The organism is Brevundimonas sp. FV1ps31S (genome assembly GCF_058681265.1).
This window is the reverse complement of record NZ_CM178735.1, coordinates 3,295,008-3,316,252: the sequence shown is the minus strand read 5'-3', so window position 1 is coordinate 3,316,252 and position 21,245 is coordinate 3,295,008. Positions and strand designations below refer to the sequence as shown.

The 21,245-nt window shown below is 68.9% G+C and carries 19 protein-coding genes; 11 read left to right on the top strand and 8 right to left on the bottom strand.

The features are described 5' to 3' along the window. Nucleotides 1-16 precede the first annotated feature (16 nt). The 5 genes from glnD (at nt 17) to ACVPT3_RS15895 (ending at nt 6,781) form a co-directional block, all read left to right on the top strand. Nucleotides 17-2,719, top strand: a complete 2,703-nt coding sequence (glnD, locus tag ACVPT3_RS15915; RefSeq protein ID WP_492041811.1) for a [protein-PII] uridylyltransferase — start codon at nt 17-19, stop codon at nt 2,717-2,719. Between the two features lie 38 nt (nt 2,720-2,757). Then, on the top strand, nt 2,758-4,353 hold the full coding sequence (murJ, locus tag ACVPT3_RS15910) for a murein biosynthesis integral membrane protein MurJ (RefSeq protein ID WP_492041810.1): 1,596 nt from the start codon (nt 2,758-2,760) through the stop codon (nt 4,351-4,353). A gap of 125 nt (nt 4,354-4,478) precedes the next feature. After that, nucleotides 4,479-5,519, top strand: coding sequence for a tryptophan--tRNA ligase (trpS, locus tag ACVPT3_RS15905; protein WP_492041809.1), 1,041 nt, complete (start codon nt 4,479-4,481; stop codon nt 5,517-5,519). Between the two features lie 75 nt (nt 5,520-5,594). Then, nucleotides 5,595-6,302, top strand: coding sequence for a GNAT family N-acetyltransferase (locus ACVPT3_RS15900; protein WP_492041808.1), 708 nt, complete (start codon nt 5,595-5,597; stop codon nt 6,300-6,302). A gap of 14 nt (nt 6,303-6,316) precedes the next feature. Next, nucleotides 6,317-6,781 carry an OsmC family protein gene (locus ACVPT3_RS15895; RefSeq protein ID WP_008263054.1) on the top strand — a complete coding sequence of 155 codons (465 nt, stop codon included), beginning with the start codon at nt 6,317-6,319 and terminating at the stop codon, nt 6,779-6,781. Nucleotides 6,782-6,801: 20 nt separating this feature from the next. Here the strand turns inward: ACVPT3_RS15895 and ACVPT3_RS15890 are convergent, their stop codons facing one another. Genes ACVPT3_RS15890 through ACVPT3_RS15880 form a run of 3 tightly spaced genes read right to left on the bottom strand, consistent with a single transcriptional unit; the run spans nt 6,802 to nt 9,012 of the window. Further along, nucleotides 6,802-7,749, bottom strand: a complete 948-nt coding sequence (locus ACVPT3_RS15890) for an NAD(P)/FAD-dependent oxidoreductase (RefSeq protein ID WP_492041807.1) — start codon at nt 7,747-7,749, stop codon at nt 6,802-6,804. Next, nucleotides 7,718-8,206 carry an Rrf2 family transcriptional regulator gene (locus tag ACVPT3_RS15885; RefSeq protein ID WP_492041806.1) on the bottom strand — a complete coding sequence of 163 codons (489 nt, stop codon included), beginning with the start codon at nt 8,204-8,206 and terminating at the stop codon, nt 7,718-7,720. The genes ACVPT3_RS15890 and ACVPT3_RS15885 overlap by 32 nt, the downstream gene beginning before the upstream one ends. A gap of 56 nt (nt 8,207-8,262) precedes the next feature. Continuing rightward, entirely contained in the window at nt 8,263-9,012 is a 750-nt protein-coding gene (locus tag ACVPT3_RS15880; protein WP_492041805.1) for a dienelactone hydrolase family protein, read from the bottom strand. Between the two features lie 108 nt (nt 9,013-9,120). Here ACVPT3_RS15880 and ACVPT3_RS15875 point away from each other — a divergent pair, with 108 nt between their 5' ends. Next, nucleotides 9,121-9,774: a PadR family transcriptional regulator gene (locus ACVPT3_RS15875; RefSeq protein ID WP_154726349.1), complete on the top strand. Its 654-nt coding sequence runs from the start codon at nt 9,121-9,123 to the stop codon at nt 9,772-9,774. Then, nucleotides 9,771-10,580, top strand: a complete 810-nt coding sequence (locus ACVPT3_RS15870; protein WP_492041804.1) for a siderophore-interacting protein — start codon at nt 9,771-9,773, stop codon at nt 10,578-10,580. Before ACVPT3_RS15875 ends, ACVPT3_RS15870 begins: the two co-directional genes overlap by 4 nt. A 73-nt stretch (nt 10,581-10,653) precedes the next feature. On the opposite strand, the gene hemW is transcribed toward ACVPT3_RS15870, so the two are convergent. Both hemW and rdgB read right to left on the bottom strand, forming a co-directional pair. Next, nucleotides 10,654-11,814 carry a radical SAM family heme chaperone HemW gene (gene hemW / locus ACVPT3_RS15865; RefSeq protein ID WP_492041803.1) on the bottom strand — a complete coding sequence of 387 codons (1,161 nt, stop codon included), beginning with the start codon at nt 11,812-11,814 and terminating at the stop codon, nt 10,654-10,656. Then, a complete protein-coding gene (gene rdgB, locus ACVPT3_RS15860) occupies nt 11,807-12,409 on the bottom strand; it encodes an RdgB/HAM1 family non-canonical purine NTP pyrophosphatase (RefSeq protein WP_492041802.1) in 603 nt (200 codons plus the stop codon). Before rdgB ends, hemW begins: the two co-directional genes overlap by 8 nt. A gap of 465 nt (nt 12,410-12,874) precedes the next feature. On the opposite strand from rdgB, the gene ACVPT3_RS15855 reads away from it, so the two are divergent. From ACVPT3_RS15855 to ACVPT3_RS15845, 3 genes are read left to right on the top strand one after another with little or no spacing between them, the layout of a single operon-like run. Then, nucleotides 12,875-13,489, top strand: a complete 615-nt coding sequence (locus ACVPT3_RS15855) for a DUF2975 domain-containing protein (RefSeq protein ID WP_492041801.1) — start codon at nt 12,875-12,877, stop codon at nt 13,487-13,489. Nucleotides 13,490-13,512: 23 nt separating this feature from the next. Beyond that, nucleotides 13,513-13,752 (top strand): helix-turn-helix domain-containing protein, encoded by a 240-nt coding sequence (locus tag ACVPT3_RS15850; protein ID WP_492041800.1) that lies wholly within the window; start codon nt 13,513-13,515, stop codon nt 13,750-13,752. Continuing rightward, nucleotides 13,749-14,333 carry a Smr/MutS family protein gene (locus tag ACVPT3_RS15845; RefSeq protein ID WP_492041799.1) on the top strand — a complete coding sequence of 195 codons (585 nt, stop codon included), beginning with the start codon at nt 13,749-13,751 and terminating at the stop codon, nt 14,331-14,333. The genes ACVPT3_RS15850 and ACVPT3_RS15845 overlap by 4 nt, the downstream gene beginning before the upstream one ends. 84 nt (nt 14,334-14,417) lie before the next feature. Here the strand turns inward: ACVPT3_RS15845 and ACVPT3_RS15840 are convergent, their stop codons facing one another. Both ACVPT3_RS15840 and ACVPT3_RS15835 read right to left on the bottom strand, forming a co-directional pair. Continuing rightward, entirely contained in the window at nt 14,418-15,059 is a 642-nt protein-coding gene (locus tag ACVPT3_RS15840) for a TetR/AcrR family transcriptional regulator (RefSeq protein ID WP_492041798.1), read from the bottom strand. 211 nt (nt 15,060-15,270) lie between these two features. Then, a complete protein-coding gene (locus ACVPT3_RS15835) occupies nt 15,271-17,097 on the bottom strand; it encodes a cation:proton antiporter domain-containing protein (RefSeq protein WP_492041797.1) in 1,827 nt (608 codons plus the stop codon). A 155-nt stretch (nt 17,098-17,252) separates the two neighbouring features. Here ACVPT3_RS15835 and ACVPT3_RS15830 point away from each other — a divergent pair, with 155 nt between their 5' ends. Continuing rightward, on the top strand, nt 17,253-19,376 hold the full coding sequence (locus ACVPT3_RS15830) for a M13 family metallopeptidase (RefSeq protein WP_492041796.1): 2,124 nt from the start codon (nt 17,253-17,255) through the stop codon (nt 19,374-19,376). A 372-nt stretch (nt 19,377-19,748) separates the two neighbouring features. On the opposite strand, the gene hisS is transcribed toward ACVPT3_RS15830, so the two are convergent. After that, nucleotides 19,749-21,239: a histidine--tRNA ligase gene (gene hisS / locus ACVPT3_RS15825; RefSeq protein WP_492041795.1), complete on the bottom strand. Its 1,491-nt coding sequence runs from the start codon at nt 21,237-21,239 to the stop codon at nt 19,749-19,751. Between the last annotated feature and the right edge of the window lie 6 nt (nt 21,240-21,245).

Sequence of the window (21,245 nt, the reverse complement as noted above, 5' to 3'; positions counted from 1 at the left end):
CCTATAGAAGGCTGACATGACCGTTTCGCCCAGTCTGGATGACCGCCTTGACGAGGCCGCCCGCGCGGGAGATCCGCGCGCGGCGGTCGCGTCCGTTTTGCGCGAGAGTTACGACGCCGCCCGCGCCCGCGCCGAGCGCAAGCTGGACGGGGGCATGAAGGGGCGCGAGGTCGCCCGCCTGTACGCCACGGCGGCCGACGAGATGCTGGTGGGCCTGTGGCGGGTCGCGACCCAGGTGCTGTTCCCCGTCTCCGCCGTCGAGAGCGAACGTCTGTCGCTGGTGGCGGTCGGGGGCTATGGCCGGGGTGTCCTGGCCCCGTATTCCGACCTGGACCTGCTGTTCCTGCGGCCCGCCAAGGCCACATTGCGCGGCGGGACCGTGATCGAATTCGTCCTCTATGTGCTGTGGGACCTGGGCATCAAGGTCGGGCCCGCCGTGCGGTCGGTCGAGGAATGCCTGACCCTGGGGCGCACCGACATGACGGTGCGGACCACCCTGCTGGAGGCCCGTCATCTGGCGGGGGACGAGCGGCTGTCGGACCTGATGATCGGCCGATTCCGCGACATGGTGGCCAAGGCCGATCCCCGCCCCTTCATCGCCGCCAAGCTGGAAGAACGCGCCGCCCGCCACCAGAAGGCGGGCGTGACCCGCTACAAGGTCGAGCCCAACGTCAAGGACGGCAAGGGGGGGCTGCGCGACCTCAACACCCTGTACTGGATCGCCCGGTCGCTGGCGCCCGACAGCCGGCTGGGCGCGACGGTGATGGACGAACTGTTCACCCCGCGGGAGCGGCGCGCCTCCGACGACGCCTTCGACTTCCTGTGGCGGGTGCGGATCCATCTGCACCTGGTCGCCGGGCGGGCGGAGGAGAAGCTGACCTTCGACATGCAGCCCGAGGTGGCCCGGCGCATGGGCTGGCAGGGGCGCGGCGACGAACCGGCGGTGGAGCGGTTCATGCGCCGCTATTTCCTGATCGCGCGCGACGTCGGCGCCCTGACGCGGGCCATGTCGGCCAAGCTGGAGGCCCGGCACCAGAAGACGGCCCAGGGCCTGTCGCGCTTGATGATCCCGTTCCGGACCAACCGCCGCAAGCTGGAGATCGAGGGCTTCTGGGTCGATCAGGGCCGGCTGTCGGTCGAGGACGCATCGGTGTTCGAGCGCGATCCGGTCAAGCTGCTGACCCTGTTCGTCTATGCCGACCGGCACGACCTGGACCTGCACCCCGACGCCTTTTCGGCCGTGACCCGGTCCCTGTCGCTGGTGACGCCCAGGCTGAGGCGGGATCCGGAGGCGACGCGGGCCTTCCTCAGCGTCCTGGCCCATGGCCAGAGGCCGTACCGCACCCTGACCATCATGAACGAGACGGGCCTCTTGGGCCGGTTCCTGCCCGAATGGGGGCGGATCGTCGGCCAGACCCAGTTCAACATGTACCACGCCTATACGGTGGACGAGCACACGCTCCAGGCCATCGGCTTCATCAACGACATCGCGCGTGGCAAGCTGAAGTCCGATCACCCGATGGCGTCGGAAATCGTGCACCTGATCTCGGACATGGAAGCCCTGATGCTGGGCATGCTGCTGCACGACGTCGGCAAGGGCGGCGAGCGGGGACAGTTGGAGGACGGTGCCATCGCCGCGCGCCGGGCCTGCGAACGGCTGGGCGTCGATCCGCGCCGCATCGAACTGGTGGTCTGGCTGGTGCGCAGCCACCTGGCCCTGTCCGACTACGCCCAGAAGCGCGACCTGTCCGACCCGGCCACCATCCGCGCCTTCGCCGAACTGGTCGGCGATCCCGAACGGCTGCGGATGCTGCTGGTCCTGACCGTCGCCGATATCCGCGCCGTGGGGCCGGGGGTCTGGAACGGCTGGAAGGGGCAGTTGATGCGCACCCTCTATGACCAGGTCGCCGCCCTGTTCCGGGGCGAGGACGTGGCGCGCGAGGATCCGCTGGCGGCGCATCCGGCCCTGGTGGTGCGGGCGCGTCAGACCGGGGCCGCCGCCCAGGCCGCGCCCCTGACCCCGGTCGAGGGCCTGCCGGTCCAGGCCACCGAAATCTCCATCGCCGCCACCGACCGGCCGGGCCTGTTCGCCGACCTGGCCCAGACCATGGCCGCCCTGGGCGCCGACGTCACCGACGCCCGCGTGGCGACGACCAGCGAGGGCGTGGTTCTGGACGTCTTCCGGGTCCAGGACGGAGCGGGCCTGCCCTATGGCCAGGCCGAACCGCGCCGGCTCAAGGCCCTGACCGACGCGCTGGAAAAGGCTGCGCGCGGCGAAGGCCGTATCGGCAAGGCCCCCGCCCCCGCCGGCAACGCCAGGAAGGCCGCCTTCGAGGTCCGGCCCGTGGTCATGGTCGATCACCACGCCAGCGAGACCGCCACCCTGGTCGAGGTCTCGGGCGCCGACCGGCCCGGCCTGCTGGCGGCCCTGTCGCGGGTCTTCAACGACGAGGGGCTGAACATCCGCTCGGCCCATGTCGCCTCCTATGGCGAACGGGCGGTGGACAGCTTCTATGTGGTGGACGGCAAGGGCCGGAAGATCACCTCCGAACAGCGGGTCGCCGAACTGCGCGGCGCCCTGGAAGCCGTGCTGGACAGCCGCGCCCCGGCCCCCGAAGGCCGCAAGGTCGCCTCGGCCCGCGCCAGCGCGCGCGACGTCTCGGACCTGGGGCGCCGGACCCGCGCCAAGCCCGTATCGCCGCCGCCGGAAGCGCGCTAAGCCTCGGTCCTTCCCCAGCCTTCCTCCTCCCGGTCAGTATGAGCCTCGCCCGCAACACCCTGGTTCAGTCCACGCTGACGCTCGGCAGCCGCCTGCTCGGTTTCGGACGCGACCTGGCCCTGTCGGCCAACTTCGGCCAGGGGGCGCTGATGGACGTCTGGTCCACGGCCCTGATGCTGCCCAACATGTTCCGCCGCCTGTTCGCCGAGGGCGCCTTCGCCCAGGCCTTCGTGCCGGTCTATGGCGGGGTCAAGACGCGCGAGGGCGACGCGGCGGCGGCGGTGACGGCGTCGGAGGCCATGTCCTTCATGTTCGCCGTGGTCGCGGCCTTCTGCGTCCTGTTGCAGGTCGCCATGCCCTGGATCGTGCCCCTGCTGCTGTCGGCCTGGAAGGACGACGCCGAGGTGATGCGGGTCGCGGTGATCGCGACCCAGCTGGCCATGCCCTATCTGGCCTGTATGACCATCGCCTCCCTGTTGTCGGGGGTGCTGAACACTGGCGGGCGGTTCGCCCTGTCGGCGGCGGTGCCGGTGTTCCTGAACCTGTGCACCCTGGCCCCGCTGATCAGCGGCTTCCTCTTGCCGGTGTCGCCGGAGACCGTGCTGCTGGCCACCAGCGCCGCCGTCACGGTCTCGGGCGTGATCCAGGCTGGTCTGTTGTGGTGGGGCGTGCGCCGTCTGGGCGTACGACTGAAGCTGGGCCTGCCGCGCCTGACGCCGAACGTGAAGCGCGCCCTGGCCCTGGCCGTGCCCGGCGCCATGGCCGGGGGCGCCATGCAGGTCAACTCCGTCGTGTCCCAGGTCCTGGCCGGCTCGGACGCCGGCGCCCGTTCGGTGCTCTACAACGCCGACCGCCTGTATCAGCTGCCGCTGGGCCTGGTCGGGGTGGCCATCGGCCTGGCCCTGGTGCCGCGCCTGACGCGGGCCTTCGTCTCCGGCGACCACGAGGGCGGGCAGAAGACGCTGGACGACGGGATCAACCTGGCCATGGCCTTCACCCTGCCCGCCGCCGTGGCCCTGTTCGTCATTCCCTTCTTCATCATCGACGCCACGGTGACGCGCGGCGCCTTCACCAGCGCGGACGCCGCCCGCACCGCCGACGTGCTGCGCCAGTTCGCCTGGGGCGTGCCGGCCTTCGTCCTGGCCAAGGTGCTGACCCCGCCCTTCTTCGCCCGCGAGGACACGCGCCGGCCGATGTATTTTGCGGTCACGGCGGTGATCATCACCGTGGTTCTGGGCTCCGGCCTGTTCTTCTGGTTCGACGCCCAGGGCTGGGACGGGGTGCTGGGCCTGGCCATCGCCACCAGCGTCTCGGCCTGGGTCAATGTCGCCTTGCTGGCGGGGGTTCTGATCCGCGAGAACAGCTGGCGGCCGTCGCCGGCCTTCGTCTCGCGCATCGCCCGCGTCCTGGCCGCCAGCGCGGTCATGGCCGGCCTGCTGCTGCTGGCCGGGATCAACTATGAACGGCTCAGCCAGGTGCTGCTGGCCAAGGAGATCGCCGTCCTGGCGGTCTGCGGCCTGGGCGCGGGCGTCTATGGCGCCTGTCTGCTGGCCTTCCGCGCCGTCACCCTGTCCGAGCTGAAGGCGACCCTGCGCCGCGAGCCGGGCGGTTCGGCCGTGTCTGGTCTGGACTGAACCCTATCGAGGCGATAAGCGCGAGCCATGATCCTTTCGGGCCCGATCTTTGACCGGCGATGGCGCGGCTGAACCGCCGCACCCTTCGCCACGCCTGACAACGACTTTCCGAGACCCGACCGACCATGACCGATCAAACTCCCCCGGCCCTCTACACCGGCCCGCGCCGCATCCTGTCCGGCATTCAGGCCTCCGGCGCGCTTCACCTGGGCAACTATCTGGGCGCGCTGAAGCGGTTCGTCGAACTGCAGGACCAGGGCGCGCCGGTCTTCGTCTTCGTCGCCGACCTGCACGCCATCACCGTCTGGCAGGAGCCGGACAAGCTGGCCGCCCAGACGCGCGAGATCGCCGCCGCCTATCTGGCCTCGGGCCTGGACCCGGCCAAGTCGATCATCTTCCCGCAGTCCGCCGTCCGCGCCCACGCCGAACTGGCCTGGATCTTCAACTGCGTCGCCCGCCTGGGTTGGCTGGACCGGATGACCCAGTTCAAGGAGAAGACGGGCAAGCACAAGGAGCGGGCCTCGGTCGGCCTCTACACCTACCCCGTGCTCCAGGCCGCCGACATCCTGCTGTACAAGGCGACCGAGGTGCCGGTCGGCGAGGACCAGAAACAGCATCTGGAACTGACCCGCGACATCGCCGCCAAGTTCAACAACGACTTCGGCGTTCCCGGCTATTTCCCGGTGCCCGAGCCGATCATCCAGGGGCCGGCGACGCGCGTCATGTCCCTGCGCGACGGGGCGGCCAAGATGTCCAAGTCGGATCCGTCCGACAACAGCCGCATCAATCTGACCGACGACGCCGACACGATCGCGTCCAAGATCCGCAAGGCCAAGACCGATCCGGAGCCCCTGCCGGAAACCCTGGACGGGCTGAACGACCGGCCCGAGGCCAAGAACCTGGTGGCCATCTACGCCGCCCTGGCCGGCCTAACGCGTGAACAGGTGATCGAACAGTTCGGCGGCCAGGGCTTCGGCGCCTTCAAGCCGGCCCTGGCGGACCTGGCGGTGGCCTCCCTGGCCCCTGTCACGGCCGAGATGCGCCGCCTGATGGACGACCCGGCCGAGATCGACCGCGTGCTGAAGGACGGCGCCGACCGCGCCGCCGAAGTCGCCGATCCGGTGGTGGACGAGGTCAAGACGATCGTCGGCTTCTGGCGGGGGTAGGCCGCTGGCGGTTTTCGGACGCGGCGTCGCGGCGACCGGTTCCGCCGCCGCGCCGTCGGGGCTAGAAGCGCGACCATGAAACATCCCCTCGACCGCGCCGTCTGGAACGCCCTGACCACCCGTCTGTCATCCTTCACGACGCCGGAGTCCGACGCCCACGCCGTGCGCATCGACCCCGAGATCGGGGTCTTCCTGTCGGCCGCCGACGCCTCGCCCCAGAGCCGCGCCCGGCTGACCGAACTGGCCCGGCGACACCCCGGCGCGGGAATGGTCGAGCATTCCGACGGCCCGATGGCCGACGTCCTGCCGGACGGGGTCGCCGTGGATCGCCGCATCGACCTGGTGCAGATGACCTGCGCCGCCCTGACCCCGGCCAGGACCTCGGCCAGGGCGCCCGATATCGCCTTCGAGACCCTGACCCCTGCCGACGCCCCGGCCATGCTGGCCCTGGCGACCCTGACCCGGCCCGGCCCCTTCCGCTCGAGAACCCGCGAACTCGGCCCCTTCATCGGGATCAAGCACGACGGCGAACTGGTCGCCATGGCCGGGCGGCGGCTGCGGGTGGACGGTTTCACCGAACTGAGCGGGGTCTGCACCCACCCCGACCACCGGGGAAAGGGCTATGCCGCCGCCCTGTCGCGGGCAGTGGTCGGCGAAATCCACGCCTCGGGCGAGACCGCCTTCCTGCACGCCTTCGCCGATCATGAGGCGACCATCGCCTTTTACCGGTCCCTGGGCTTCGAGGTTCGAGCGCCGATGGTCTATACGATCCTGGCCGACTGACAGGGAGACGGGCCATGAGCGCGCACGGGGCGACCATCGAATGGATGCGGGGCGATCAGCCCTTCACCGACAAGCGCTACAGCCGCGCCCACAGCTGGACCTTCGACGGCGGGGCGGTGGTCCCCGGATCGTCGTCGCCCGCCGGCGTGCCTGTGCCCCTTTCGGACGCCTCGGCGGTCGATCCGGAGGAGGCGATGGTCGCCTCCCTGTCCAGCTGCCACATGCTGTGGTTCCTGGCCTTCGCGGCCAACGCCGGTCTGGTGGTCGATTCCTATCGCGACGCGGCCTCCGGCGAACTGGACAAGAACGCGGCCGGCGCCCGGTATCTCGCCCGTGTCGCCCTTCGCCCCGTGACCGCCTTCTCCGGCCGCCAGCCGGACCAGGCCGAGCTGGACGCCCTGCACCATTCCGCCCACGAACATTGCGAAATGGCCCATTCGGTGCGCGCGGAAATCACCATTGAGGCGACCATCGGCTAGTTCGGATCAGGCGGCCGAGGCTAGGCCCGCGCCGTCTCTTCCTCGATCAGCGAGCGGAACAGGCCGTGGGCGGCGATCATGCCGTCCGAGGTGGCCAGGGTGATGTTGGACGCCGCCCGCGCCAGGTCGCCGGCGGCGAACACGCCCGGCTGGGTCGTCGCCTGCATGGCGTCCACCTTGATCACCCGGCCCATCGGCGTGTCGGTCATCTCGCAGCCCAGCCGCTCGGCGAAGGGGCTGGCGACGCGGACGCTGGCGCCGACGAAGATGGCCTTCAGGTCCACGAAGCGCCCATCGGTCAGCCGCGCGCCGGTCAGGGTCGGGGCCTCGCCTTCAAGCCGGGCGATGGGCGTGGTCTCTATGGTGACGCCGCGCCGGCACAGCAGATGGGCGTCCTCGGGCGACAGGCCGACCTCCAACCCCATGAACAGGGTGACCTGGCCCCACTCCGCCACCATGGCGGCGTACTGGACCGCATGGTCGCCGCGCCCCAGCACGCCGATGGGACCGCCGCCGATCTCATAGCCGTGGCACCAGGGGCAGTGCAGCGCGGTGCGGCCCCAGCGTTCCTTGACGCCCGGAATATCGGGCAGCACATCCTCGACCCCGTGCGACAGCAGAAGGCGGCGACCCCGCGTCCGCGTGCCGTCGGCGAAGGCGACCGAGAAGCCGCCGTCGATCCGCTCGATCGTGATCGCCTCGGCCATGCGGAAGGCGGCGGTGGGATAGGCTGCAACCTGAGACCGAGCCGTCGCCGTGATCTCGGCCCCCGGTCGGCCGTCGTTGGTCAGAAAGCCGTGGGCGCGGGCGGCGAACCGGTTTCGGGGGCGTCCGTCGTCGATGACCAGCACCCTGCGCCGGGCGCGAACCAGCTGCTGGGCGGCGGACAGGCCGGCGTAGGAGCCGCCGATGATCAGGGCGTCGTGCGGCATGGGTTCACTCGGGGCGATGGGCGTTGAGACGGGCATTCAGCAGATCCCTTTTCGGATGTTCGGCCATCCGGCGCGCGAAGTCCGCCGCCAGATCGGCCAGGGTGATCTCGTTCAGCCGCGCGACCAGCAGGGCGCGGGCGGCGGCATAGGTTCCGGCGAGGGCGTCGTTGACCGCCGCCTCGACCAGACAGCCGTCGGCCTCGACCGGCGGGGCTTCGGGAAACAGGCCGGGCTCGCCCAGGGCCGTGTTGACCTGGCCCAGGGTCACCTGGTCCAGCGGCCGGGCCAGCCGCCAGCCGCCGCCATGCCCCTTTTCCGACGCCACCAGCCCCTGTTCGCGCAGGCCGGCCATCGTCCGGCGCACCACGACCGGATGAGTCGACAGGCAGACGGCCAGCTGATCCGAGGTCATGGGCGCGCCGGTTCGCGCCTCATGCTCTGCCATGTGCAGCAGGGCGTGAAGGATGTTCGAGAGGCGGGAGTCTCTTTTCATGTAACTTCAATTGTTACGTGATGAGCCCGACGTCAAGACGGGGGCTGGGATTCTTTTCAGACGTGGGGCGCGACGTCCGTCAGGAAGGCCCTGAACCGCCGCAGGGAGTCCTCGGTCAGGTCCGGATCGTGGCGCATGGGGCCGTTGTTGGTCGGTTCGTCGAAGGCGTGGGTGCCGGCGGCGACCCAGCTTTCGACCTCGGCGCCGCAGTCGCGGATCATGGCGTTGATCATTTCGGCGTTGCGCACCGTGGTCAGGTGGTCGCGCCTGCAGGTCACGGCCAGCACCTTGGGACAGCGCCGCCAGGGCTTCATCCGGTTGAAGGCGAAGGGCCCGATATAGGGATAGGCCAGCCAGACGGCCCGGACGCCCGCTAGGTCGGCCGCGCCGGGATCGGCCACGCCCAAGGTGTTGGGCGCGGGATCGGCGCTCATCATCTCCATGATCGACCAGCCGCCGTGGCTCCATCCGGCCAGGGTCAGCCGGGTCGCGTCCACGTCCGGTCGGGCCGAAATCCCCTGGATCGCCGCCAGCACGTCGCCGGCCCGTTCATACCCCCGAAAGGCCAGGCCGGTGCAGACCGCCGTCAGGGTGAAGGTCCGGCCCCAGCCGCGCGGGCCGTAGGAATCGACGATGAAGGCGCGCCAGCCCGCCGCCTTCGCCGCCTCGGCGTACCGGGGCAGGTGATCGCGCAGACCGCCGCAGCCGTGGAACAGCAGCACCGCCGGCCGGGGCCGGTCGTCGTCGGGCCCGACAACAGTCAGATGGGGTTCGAGGCGGGCCCAGCGGCGCTTCAGATCGTCCATCCGCGATCTACGCCGCAGCTTTCGCCCCAACGCCAGCCCCTCTTGCGCATTTCGTCATTCAGATATATCTAACCACTCACGAATAGATATATCTAAAAGGAATCGATCATGAGGTCCAAGGGGATTTTCCAAGGCCGCAGCAACGGATGCGGCGAAAAACACGGTCGTCCCGGCGGCTTTGGCTTCGGGCATGGGTTCGGTCACGCCTTCGGGCGCGGGATGCGCGGCGGACGCGGCGCGGACTTCGGTCCTGGCTGGGACGGCGGCGAGGCGCGCGGACGTGGTCACGGCCATGGCCGGCGCGGCGGCGGCCGCCTGTTCGACCACGGCACCTTGCGCTGGGTCCTGCTGTCGCTGATCGCGGAGAAACCCAGCCACGGCTACGAGCTGATCAAGGCGGTCGAGACCCGGCTGGGCGGCGCCTATTCGCCCAGCCCCGGCGTCATCTACCCCAGCCTGACCCTGCTTGAGGAGATGGGCGCGCTGGAGTCCCAGACCGAAGGCGGCAAGAAACTGTATTCGATCACAGAGGCCGGCCGCGCCCTGCTGGCCGAGAACGAGGCGATCCTGCGCGCCGCCGAGGCGACGATGGACAAGTTCGCCGCCCGCGCCCTGCGGCCGACCGCCATCCAGGACGCCATCGGCCGCCTGCGTCACACGATCCACGACCGTCTGACGGGCGAGACCGCCCTGACCGAGGCCCAGGTCCAGGCCATCGCCGCCATCCTGGCCGAGGCCGCCGACAAGGTGGAACAGGCATGACCGGCCTCCTGCGCATTCCCCGGCGCGTGCGGCACGAGCTGAAGTTCCGCACCCTGACCGTCGCCTCGGTCCAGGACCTGACGCCGGCCTATCGCCGTATCGTGCTTGAAGGCGCGGATCTGGACGGCTTCGTCTCCCTGGGCTTCGATGACCATGTGAAGATCTTCCCGGTCACCGAGGGCCAGGCGCCGGTCCTGCCGACCCTGGGCCCGGACGGCCCGGTCTTTCCCGAGCCCCGTCCCGTGGCGCGCGACTACACGCCTCGCGCCTATGACGCCGCCACGCGCCGCCTGACGCTGGACTTCGTCACCGGCCATGGCGGCCCAGCGACCGACTGGGCGATGGCGGCCAAGGTCGGCTCGGTCCTGGGCGTCGGGGGGCCGCGCGGCTCCTTCATCGTCCCCACGGCTTTCGCCGATCATGTGCTGATCGGCGACGAGACGGCCCTGCCCGCCATCGCCCGTCGTCTGGAAGAGCTGCCCGCCGGCGTCCGCGCCCATGTGGTGGTTGAGGTCGCGGACCTCGATTCGACATGGACCTTTGACGCCGCCGCCGAGGTCGCCGTGACCTGGGCTGTCCGCGACGGCGCCCCGCGCGGGCGCGCCGAGGCGCTGCTGGCGGCGGTCGACACGGCCCTGACCGGGGTGGATCGCAAGGACGCCTATGTCTGGATCGCCGCCGAATCCGCTGTGGCCAAGGCCCTGCGGTCGCGCGTGCTGGCGCTCGGTTTTTCGGCCAAGTCCATGAAGGCCGCCGGCTATTGGCGCCTCGGCGGCGCGGGGGCCCACGAGGTCATCGAGGACTGAAGCTCCGACATCCGCCACCCTTTGCCTTCTCCCAAGGGTGGCGAGCAGGGGAAAGGGGAAGGGCCGGGAGCGGCTAGGTCAGCAACGCCTTCAACACTCCGTCCAGCACCGGCCGCCCGCGCGGCGTGGCGATCAGCCGTCCGTTCGTGATCTGCAGAAAACCGTCGGCGATCAGGTCCGCCGCCGTCCCCGCTCCGGCGTCCAGCCCCAGATCCTTCAGCAGATGCCACGGCGCGCCCTCGACAGTGCGCAGGCCCAGCAGCAGCCGCTCTTCGGCCGTCCCGGCGGCGTCCAGCTGCTCCGTCTCCACCCAGGGCGGCGCTGCCCCGACCCCGGCGATATAGTCGGCGATGCGGCGATGGGCGACGGTGGCGGTGCGCGTCCCGCCCAGGGTCAGCCGCCCATGCGCGCCCGGCCCCAGGCCCAGATAGTCGCCGCCGCGCCAGACATGCAGATTGTGCGCCGACCGCGCCGCCACGCCCCGCGCATGGTTGGACACCTCGTAGGCGTCGAAACCGGCGGCCTCCAACACGGTCTGGGTGGTCTCGTACAGGGCGGCGGCCTGGTCCTCGTCCGGCGGGATCAGGGTTCCGCGCGCCAGAGCCCGCCCGAAGGCGGTCGTCGGCTCCAGGGTCAGCTGATAGGGCGAGACGTGCTCGAACCCCAGGTCCAGGGCCGCGCCCAGCTCCGTCGCCCAGTCGGCCGGGGTCTGGTCCGGCCGGGCGTAGATCAGGTCGATGGAGAGGCGCGAAAACGCCCGCCCGGCTAGAGCGACCGCGCGCCGCGCCTCGGCCGCCGAATGATCACGCCCCAGGAACCGCAGCGAGGCGTCGTCCAGCGCCTGCACCCCCATGGACAGCCGGTTGACCCCGGCCTCCGCCAGGGCGGCGAACCGGGCCGCCTCGGCGTCGGTCGGATTGGCCTCCAGCGAAATCTCGATCGGTCCAGACGGCGGGAACAGGTCGCGCGCCTGGGCGATGATCCGCGCCACGGCCTCAGGCGCCATCAGCGAAGGCGTGCCCCCGCCGAAGAAGATTGACGTCAGCCGGCGCGGCCCCGTAAGCGCCCGCTGGGCCGCCATGTCGGCCAGGATCGCCTCGACCAGTCCCGCCTGTTCCTCGACCCGCCCCCGGTCGCGGACGACGTTGAAGTCGCAATAGGGGCAGATGCGCGAACAATAGGGCCAGTGGACATACAGGCCTACGTCCGTTCCCGGGTCGAGGAAGTCAGTCAATCAACGCGGCCCGCAGCTTGGCGAAGGCGCGGGTGCGGTGGCTGATCGCCTCCTTGGCCGCCGGCTCCATCTCGCCGAAGGTCAGGTCGCCGCCTTCAGGAATGAAGATGGGATCATAGCCGAAGCCCCGGTCGCCGCGCGGCGGGAAGGTCAGCCGGCCGTGGACCACCCCCTCGACCACCACGCACGGCCCGCTCGGCCAGGCCACGGCCAGGGCCGAGGTGAACCAGGCGGCGCGGTCCGTCGCCCCGATCTCTTCCAGCCGCTCCTCGACCTTCTTCATCGCCACGGCGAAATCCTTGCCGGGCCCCGCCCAGCGCGCGGAGAAGATGCCCGGCGCCCCGTCCAGGGCCGCGACCGACATCCCCGAATCGTCGGCCAGGGCCACCTCGCCCGACCGTTCGGCGGCGTGGCGCGCCTTCAGCATGGCGTTGCCAGCGAAAGTGGTCTCGGTCTCGTCCGGTTCGGGCAGGTTCAACTGTCCGGCGGTGAGGATCTCGTAATCTTCACCAAGAAGGGCGGCGATCTCGGGAACCTTGCCGGGGTTGTGGGTGGCGGCGACGATCCGCATCCCCTTGATAAGCTTGAGATTCATCGATGATCACGCCCCTGAAACAGTCTATTGCCAAAGTTTAATATCGTTAAACGATATGTAACGTGCTTTTCCGTACCGCACGGCCTATCTATTGATCGTCAGGAACGGGGGCCGCAACGTTCTGACCTTCCGGAAAAACCGGAATGATCGTGCGGAAAACAAAACCAACGGGCGATAATCGCCTAACAGCAAATGACGGAGAACCACAATGCATACGATGAACCTCTCGCTCTTCCTGGACAAGGTCGGCGCCGCTTTCGTCAACACGGTCCTGATCGCCGCCCTGCCGACCGCCCTGGTCGCCATCCTGGTTCAAGCCTTCTGATCGGGCTCAAGTCCACCCTTGTTTCGATCACGAGAGCTTTGACGACCTTGAAGAAGACCGCGATGTATAGAGCTGCGCGTGGGTTCGCCGGACCCCGCGCGGCCGCCTCGCCCCTCCTTCCGACCTGAGACCTGTCGATCATGCGCCTGCTCCCGCTGCGAAATCCGCTCAAGCGAGGCGAGGCGCGCACCCCTCAATGGCTCAGTGCAGTCGGACTGCGCCTGAACGCCATGGGACCCGGCTCGGTCGCCAGCGTGCTGAAGGTGGCGCTGGACGTCGCCTATGTCCTGCTGTGGCTGATCACCGGCCTGCTGCTGCTTCTGCTGATCGCCGCGGTCTTCATCCCGCTCGACAATGTAGACATCACGGTGAGCGGGGATTCGGGCGGGCGCCAGCTGCCCTTGACCCGGATGCTGCTGCTGTTCGGCCTGGGGGCTGCGACGGCCTATTTCGGCGGCTTCATGCTGATCCTGCGCAGCCTGCGTCGAATTTTTCGCACCCTGACCATGGGCGACCCCTTCCATCCCGCCAATGTCCGGCGTCTGCGCCAGATCGGCCTGATTCTGGCGGTCGTGACCGGCGGCGTCTGGCTGGCCCAGGGCGTCGTCGCGGCCCGGCTGGCGCCGGGGGTGATGGACCCCCAGGGCCTCGGCGAACTGCTGACCCCCGTTTTCTCGGTCCTGATCGTCTTCGTCCTGGCGGAGGTGTTCCGCGAGGGCGCGCGCCTGCGCCGCGAATCCGAACTGACGATCTGAACCGTTTCCAGTAGGACCTCTTCATGGCCATCCGCGTCCAGCTCGATCGCGTCCTCGTCGAACGCCGCATGTCGCTGACCGAACTCGCCGACCGGGTCGGGGTGACGGTGGCCAATCTGTCGATCCTGAAGACGGGCAAGGCGCGCGCGGTGCGTTTCTCGACCCTGGACGCCCTGTGCCGCGAGCTTCAGTGCCAGCCGGGAGACCTGCTGGCCTATGAGCCCGGGCCGGGCGGCGGCTTCGAGGACGCTGCGGAGGCATGAAACGCAAGGGCCCCGGTCGCGACGAGAACGGGCTGACGCCCGAAGACCGCCGCATCTGGAGTCGAATCACCGGCACGGTCGTCGCCCCCCGCAGCCGCAAGCCCGCCCGGGTCACGCCGGGCGCCGAGGCGCCGGCCCATCTGGTCGTCACCCCGACCGAGCGTCCACGTCCCCTGGCCAAGCCTTCGCCCGCCCGGACCACGGCTGTCGCCAAACCGATCGAGCCTCGTCCCATCGGCAGCCGTCCCAAGCCCGCGCCCGAGGGTCTGGAGCCCCGCCGCAAACAGCGGCTGTCGCGCGAGCGGGACCCGATTGAGGCGCGCATCGACCTGCACGGCTTCGGCCGGTTCGAGGCCGAGGATCAGCTGCAGGCCTTCCTGACATCCTGCCAGGCGCGCGGCATGCGGGCCGTTCTGGTCATTACTGGCCAGGGGCGGCTGGGCGGCGGGGTGATCCGCGCCTCGTTCGGGGAATGGATGCAGGCCCCGGCCCTGCGCGGCGTCGTGTCCGGCTTCACTGTCGCCCACCAGAGGCACGGCGGCAATGGCGCTTTCTACGTCACGCTGAAGCGTAGGGCCTGAACGCGGTAAGCCGGTCAAGAAGCCGGTCATGAAAAAGGCCGGGACCGCGCGGCGGCCCCGGCCTTTTCGAGCGCTTCGGTCGGATTATTTGGCGGACAGCGCGCCGGCCAGGATGACGTCGATCTGCTTGCCCATATGGTCGGACAGGGCGTTGGCGTCCCACTCATCGTAGGCGGCGCGGCGATAGTTCGACAGATAGGCGTCCCAGATCAGCTCGACCAACAGTCGGATGTCGGCGTCCTTGTTCAGTTCGCCCTTGGCGACGGCTTCCTGCAGGATGCCGCCGATGGCCAGAAGCAGGTTCTTGGTCGCGGCGCGGGCCCGCATTTCGGCGGCCAGGGGCTGGAACCAGGAGCGGGCGACGATGGCCTGGAACAGGGGCAACTGGTCCAGTGACGAGTGATAGCCCGCGCTCAGGGCTCCCAGCAGGCGCTGGCGCACCGGCTCGCCCTCGGGCGCCCCGGCCTCGACCACCTCGGCCAGACGCGACATGTCTTCGGTCAGGACGGCCTCGAACAATTCGGCCTTGTCCTGGAAGTTGGCGAAGACGGCGCCGGTCGACATTCCGGCGCCCTTGGCGATGTCGCGGATGGTGGCGGGCTCATAGCCACGCTCGGCGAACAGCGAGCGGGCGGCGTCGAGAACCTTTTGGCGGGTCCGGACCTTGGCGGCCTGACGACGGTTCAGGCGGGGGGCAGCTTCGGTCGAGAGAACGGAATCGGTCATGAAATCAGGCTTTTACTCTACGCAGTTTCGGAAGCCCCGACGGAGCCCGAAGGGGGCGAATGGTGAGTTGCGTTATCGGAGGGAGGGACGGGTCAAACGTGCAGCGCCGCCGGGCAATGATGAAGAGAGGGCTTCCACCATCAAACCATGACGAAAATGGGTCGTACTCAAAGTCATCGACACAGGCCGACAAGATCTAAGCTTAACAGTTCTAGTTACCTGTACTGAAATGGGACGCTCTCAACGCTCGGGTGGCTCTGTCGCGTCCCCCTGCGGGTATCGCCTCCTGAAACCTCTTGCGGAACTGATCCCGCTTTTCATGGATCGAGACCAGGACCCGTCCCATGGGCACGCCCAGGTCGACCAGGGTGTTCTCCGCCAACTGCAGGCTGGCCTCCGTCGTCTCGGGCACCGCATCGGTGACGCCCAGCCCGTAAAGCCGCGCCGCGTGCTGGTCGTCCCGGGCGCGGGCGATTAGGATCAGGTCCTCGCGCAGGGCGCGGGCGGTAGTGACTACTTCGTCGACCTTGGCCGGGGCGTCCATGGTCACGATCAGGGCGCGCGTCGAACGCACCCCGCAGTGAACCAGCATCTCGCTGCGGCCGGCGTCGCCGTAGAAGACGTCGAATCCGTCGCGGCGCCCAGCGGCGACGGCGGCGGCGTCGGTGTCCAGGGCGATGAAGGCCTGGTCATGCTCCCTGAGCAATTCGCCGATCAGCCGCCCGACCCGGCCGAAGCCGACGATGATGACCGCCCCGTCCGCCTGCTCCGGCGGGGCCGTTCCTTCGGGCGTGGTGGGCAGGCCGGACGTCTTGGGGCGCGACAGTCTCTGTCCCAGCGCGGCCAGCAGGGGAATGGAGAAGATGCTCAAGGTCGCCGACAGGGCCACGGTGCTGGTCAGGCCCGGGGGAGCGATCCCCTCGACCATGCCGGTGGCGAAGACGACGAAGGCGAATTCGCCCGCCGGCGCCAGCACCAGCGCCGTCTCCAGCGCCGGCTTGGGCGCCAGGCCCCACAACCGCGCCAGACCGAAGATGACGCCGGTCTTCACCACCGTAATGGCCAGGGCCAGGCCGAACAGCAGGACCGGATTGGCGGCGACCGCCCCGAGGTCCAGCCCCAGGCCGACCCCGACGAAGAAGACCCCCAGCAGCAGCCCCTTGAACGGCTCGATCGACACCTCGACCTCGCGTCGGAACTCGGTCTCGGCCAGAAGCACGCCGGCGACCAGGGCGCCGATGCTCATGGACAGGCCGCTGGCCTGGGCCGCCAGACCGGCGACGACCACCACCAGCAGGCTGGCGGCGACGAACAGCTCGCCGCCCTGCGCCGATTTGCGCGCCTGGGCGACGGATCGGAACATCGGTCGCAGCACCACTCGGCCCAGCAGGACCAACAGGCCCAAGCCTATCGCGGCCGGCACCAGGGTGAACAAGGAGCGTCCCAAAACCGCCGGGTCCAGCGACCCGCCCGCCTGGGCGACGGCGGCCAGGACGCTGACGGTGATCAGGATCGGCGCGACCGACAGATCCTGGGCCAGGAGTATGGCGAAGGTCGAACGCCCCACCGTCCCCTTCAACCTTCCGCTTTCGGCCAAGACCGGCATGACGACGGCCGTCGACGACAAGGCCAGGCCCATGCCCAGGACCGTGGCGCTGACCAGGGTTTGTCCCATCAGAACGAACAGGCCCGCCAGCACCAGGGTGCAGACCACGACCTGCATCAGCCCCAGGCCGAAGACCAGCCGCCGCATGGCGCGCAGCCGCTCCCACGACAGCTCCAGCCCGATCATGAACAGCAGGAAGGCGACCCCCAGTTCCGACAGCTGCGCCAGCTGAACCGGATCGCTGATGGTGAAATAGGAGAGCCAGGGAAGCGTGTCCGAAAACCGCGCCAACCCGCTTGGCCCCAGCACCACCCCGGCCGCCAGAAAGCCGAGAACCGGGCTGATCTTCAGTCGGTTGACCAGGGGCACGATCACCCCGGCGGCGGCCAGGAAGACCACCAGATCCTTATAGTCCCCGCCGTGCCCCTGCATCCGACCTCCGTATCTGCGGCATCTGACCCCGAACCACTGCCCGTGGCGAGAGGTCGCGCCCCTTTCATGAACTTTTTTTAAGGCGACAGCCCCGGACTCGGGTCTAGGGTCCGCTCCAACCTGCCCGTTTCGGGGGTGGAGCCTAGGATACAGTGATGAAAAGACTGCTTATCGGCGCGGCCGTCGGCGCCCTTCTGCTGCCTGCCAGCGCCGCTTTCGCCCAGAACGTCGATCACGACCACGCCTGTATCGACGAGACCTGTTCCATCGTGTCGCTGTTCTCCGGCGAAGAAAGCGCCGGCGGCTGGAAGGGCGTCGAGGCGCCCCGTTACGGAACCTGGGGCTTTGACATGGCTGGCCGCGACACCTCGGTCAAGCCCGGCGACGATTTCTTCCGCTACGCCAACGGCGCGGCCTTCGATAAACTGGTCATCCCGTCGGACCGCACCAGCTACGGCTCGTTCGCCCTGCTGCGCGAACTGTCCGACAACCGCATGAAGGAACTGGTTCTGGGACTCGCCGCCCGCGACGACCTGACGCCCGGCTCGGACGAGGCCAAGGTGGCGGACGCCTACCGCTCCTACATCGACCAGGCCCGCGTCGACCAGCTCGACGCCCAGCCGCTGCAACCCTATCTCGCCGCCATCCGCGCCGCCGACAGCCATGAGAAGATGGCGGTCTATATGGGGCAGACGGTCGGCCGCTTCGGCGGCTCCTTCTTCGGCACCGGCATCACCATCGACGCCAAACAACCGACCCGTTACGTCGTCTCCACCGGCCAGTCGGGCATCGGCCTGCCGAACCGCGACTATTATCTTGACGCCCGCTACGCCGACAAGAAAGAGAAGTATCAGGCCTATGTCGGCCGGATGCTGGAGATGATCGGCTGGGCGAACCCGGCCGAGACTGCCGCCCGGATCGTGGCCCTGGAGACCAAGATCGCCGAGGCGCACTGGACCCCGGTCGAGAACCGCAACCGCGACAAGACCTATAACGAGTTCACCATCGCCAAACTGGCCGAGGACGCGCCGGGCTTCGCCTGGCAGTCCTATTTCGACGCGGCCGAACTGGGCGGCGTGCCGCGCCTGATCGTGCGTCAGGACACGGCCCTGCCCAAGATCGCCGCCATCTACGCCGAGACCCCGGTCGAACTGCTGCAGGCGTGGGAAGCCTTCCACACCGCCGACGATATGGCGCCCCTGCTGTCCCAGCGGTTCTCCGACGCCCAGTGGGAGTTCCGTTCGCGCGACCTGTCCGGCCAGCCCGAGCAGCGCACCCGTGAGAAGCGCGCCATCTCCTTCGCTGAGGGTTCGCTGGGCGAGGCGACGGGCCGGCTCTATGTCGCGCAGTATTTCCCGGCCGAATCCAAGGCCAAGATGGAAGAACTGGTCGCCAACCTGCGCACCGCCCTGTCGCACCGGATCGATAATCTGACCTGGATGGGCGACGAGACCAAGGCGGCGGCGCAGGAGAAGCTGCGCAAATTCACCGTCAAGATCGGCTATCCGGACAAGTGGCGCGACTATTCGGGTCTTGAGGTTCGCGCCGACGACCTGGTCGGCAACGCCGTGCGTCGCGGCCTGTTCGAATGGAACTACGACCTCGCCCGCCTGGACGAGCCGGTCGACAAGTCCGAGTGGGGCATGACGCCTCAGACGGTCAACGCCTATTATAACTCGGCCAATAACGAGATCGTCTTCCCGGCGGCCATCCTGCAGCCGCCCTTCTTCGATCCGAACGGCGATCCGGCGGTCAACTATGGCGGCATCGGCGGCGTGATCGGCCACGAGATCGGCCACGGCTTCGACGACCAGGGCTCCAAGTCCGACGGCGACGGCGTGCTGCGCAACTGGTGGACCCCGACCGACAAGGCCAATTTCGAGGCCCTGACCGCCCGCCTGGGCGCGCAATACGCCACCTACGAGCCGATCGCCGGCTATCACATCAATCCCGGCCTGACGATGGGCGAGAACATCGGCGACGCCTCGGGCGTGGCTGTGGGTCTGGAGGCCTATCACCTGTCGCTGGCCGGCAAGCCTGCCCCGGTGCTGGACGGAACGACCGGCGACCAGCGCTTCTTCTACGGCTGGGCCCAGGTCTGGCAGTCCAAGTACCGCGACGAAGCCCTGAAGCAGCAGGTCGCCACCGACCCGCACTCGGCGGCCCAGTTCCGGGTCATCGGCCCGCTGCGCAACGTCGACGCCTGGTATGACGCCTTCGACGTAGAGCCGGGGACCAAATACTATCTGACGCCGGAACAACGCGTCCGCATCTGGTAGGCGGCGCGTCTTCGAAAGCGGAAAAGGCCGGGGTTCGCCCCGGCCTTTTTCATATGGAGACAGGGTGAAAAATCGGGCCCTAAATCTGTAGATCCCATCGAAAACTTCTACAGGTCGTGCATTTTTGCGAGACTCCAGGCGCGAAAAAGCCCGCTGCGGGGGATACATCGCAGCGGGCTTTCGCGCTCTTTGAAGAGCGGACGTTTCCTCCCCGAAACGCCTTCGAGTGCTGCGCGCTTGAGCAACGCTTGCCCTCGAGTGAGTTCATTTGACGCAACCGGGCCGGGGACGTCAACGGGCTTGTGGCGGTGAATCGAACTTTCTTCGACTTATCGGCGATAACTGTTACCAGACAGACTTATTTATCGAAACTTATTCGATAATGGCTCGGATGGCGGAAACCATGTCCGCGCGGGCAATCTTCATCTGGCCCGGACGCTCGGCCTTCCAGGCGTCGTTGTCGGCGATGGCGGCGGCGGCGGCCCGGCCGGCGTCCAGATCCTTGATGGTGACCTCGCCGGCAGCGATCTCGTCGCCGCCCAGGATGACGACGGCGGGCGATCCGCGACGGTCGGCGTATTTCATCTGGGCCTTCATGCCCGCCCGGCCCAGATAGAGTTCGGCCGCAATTCCGGCGGCCCGCAGCTCGGCGACTGCGGCCAGATAGTGGCTCATGTCGTCCTCAGAGAAGACGATGACCACCACCGGACCGCGCACGGCGTCCTGGCCGCCGCGGCCGGCCGCGCGCAGGGCTGAGGCCAGGCGGGAGACGCCGAAGGAGAAGCCGGTGGCCGGCACGCTCTGGCCGGTGAAGCGCGCCACCAGGTCGTCATAGCGGCCGCCGCCGCCGATGGAGCCGAACCGCACCGGCCGCCCCTTGTCATCCACCGTGTCCAGCAGCAGCTCGGCCTCGAACACGGCGCCGGTATAGTATTCCAGCCCGCGCACGATGGTGGGGTCGAACTTCACCGCCTCCTGGCCGACCTTCATGGCCCCCAAGGCCCGGTCGATGGCCGCCAGCTCGTTCAGCGCCGCCTCGCCCGCCGCGCCCAGGTCGCCGGACCGCGCCACGGCCTCCAGCGTCTCGGCGCGCGACAGACCGGGGGTGTTGGCCGAGGCCAGGAAGGCCTCGATGGAGCCGGTCACCTTGGCCGGCAGGTTCGCGCCCTTGGTATAGTCGCCGGACTCGTCCAGACGCCCTTCGCCCAGCAGCTGGACCACGCCCTCCCAGCCCAGGCGGTCGAACTTGTCGATGGCGCGAAGGGCGGTCAGCCGCTGTCCGGCCTCGGTCACGCCGCCGGCGTCGAACAGGCCGTCGAACAGTTTGCGGTTCGAGACGCGGATCTGGGCCTGGCCCGCGTCCAGACCGGCGGCGCCCAGGCCTTCGCAGGCCATGGCGATGATCTCGGCGTCGGCCTCGGAACGGTCAGAGCCGACCGTGTCGGCGTCGCACTGCCAGAACTCGCGGAACCGGCCCGGGCCCGGCTTCTCGTTGCGCCAGACCGGACCATAGGCATAGCGGCGGAACGGCTTGGGCAGGGTTTCCCAGGTCTGGGCCGCGAACCGGGCCAGGGGCGCCGTGTGGTCGTAACGCAGGGCCATCCACTCGCCCGGCTCGTCCGAGCCCGCATCGTCCTGAAGCGCGAACACCCCTTCATTGGGCCGGTCGGCGTCAGGCAGGAATTTGCCCAGGGCGTCGGCGTATTCGAAGGCCGGCGTCTCCAGCGGCTCAAAGCCCCAGCGCTCATAGACCTCGGACACGCGCGCCACGATGCGGCGTTCAGCGGTCAGGTCGCGGCCCCGCTTGTCGGCGAAACCGCGTGGATTGCGGGCGAGGGGGCGGATCGGGGCGTCTTCGGTCATGGCGGG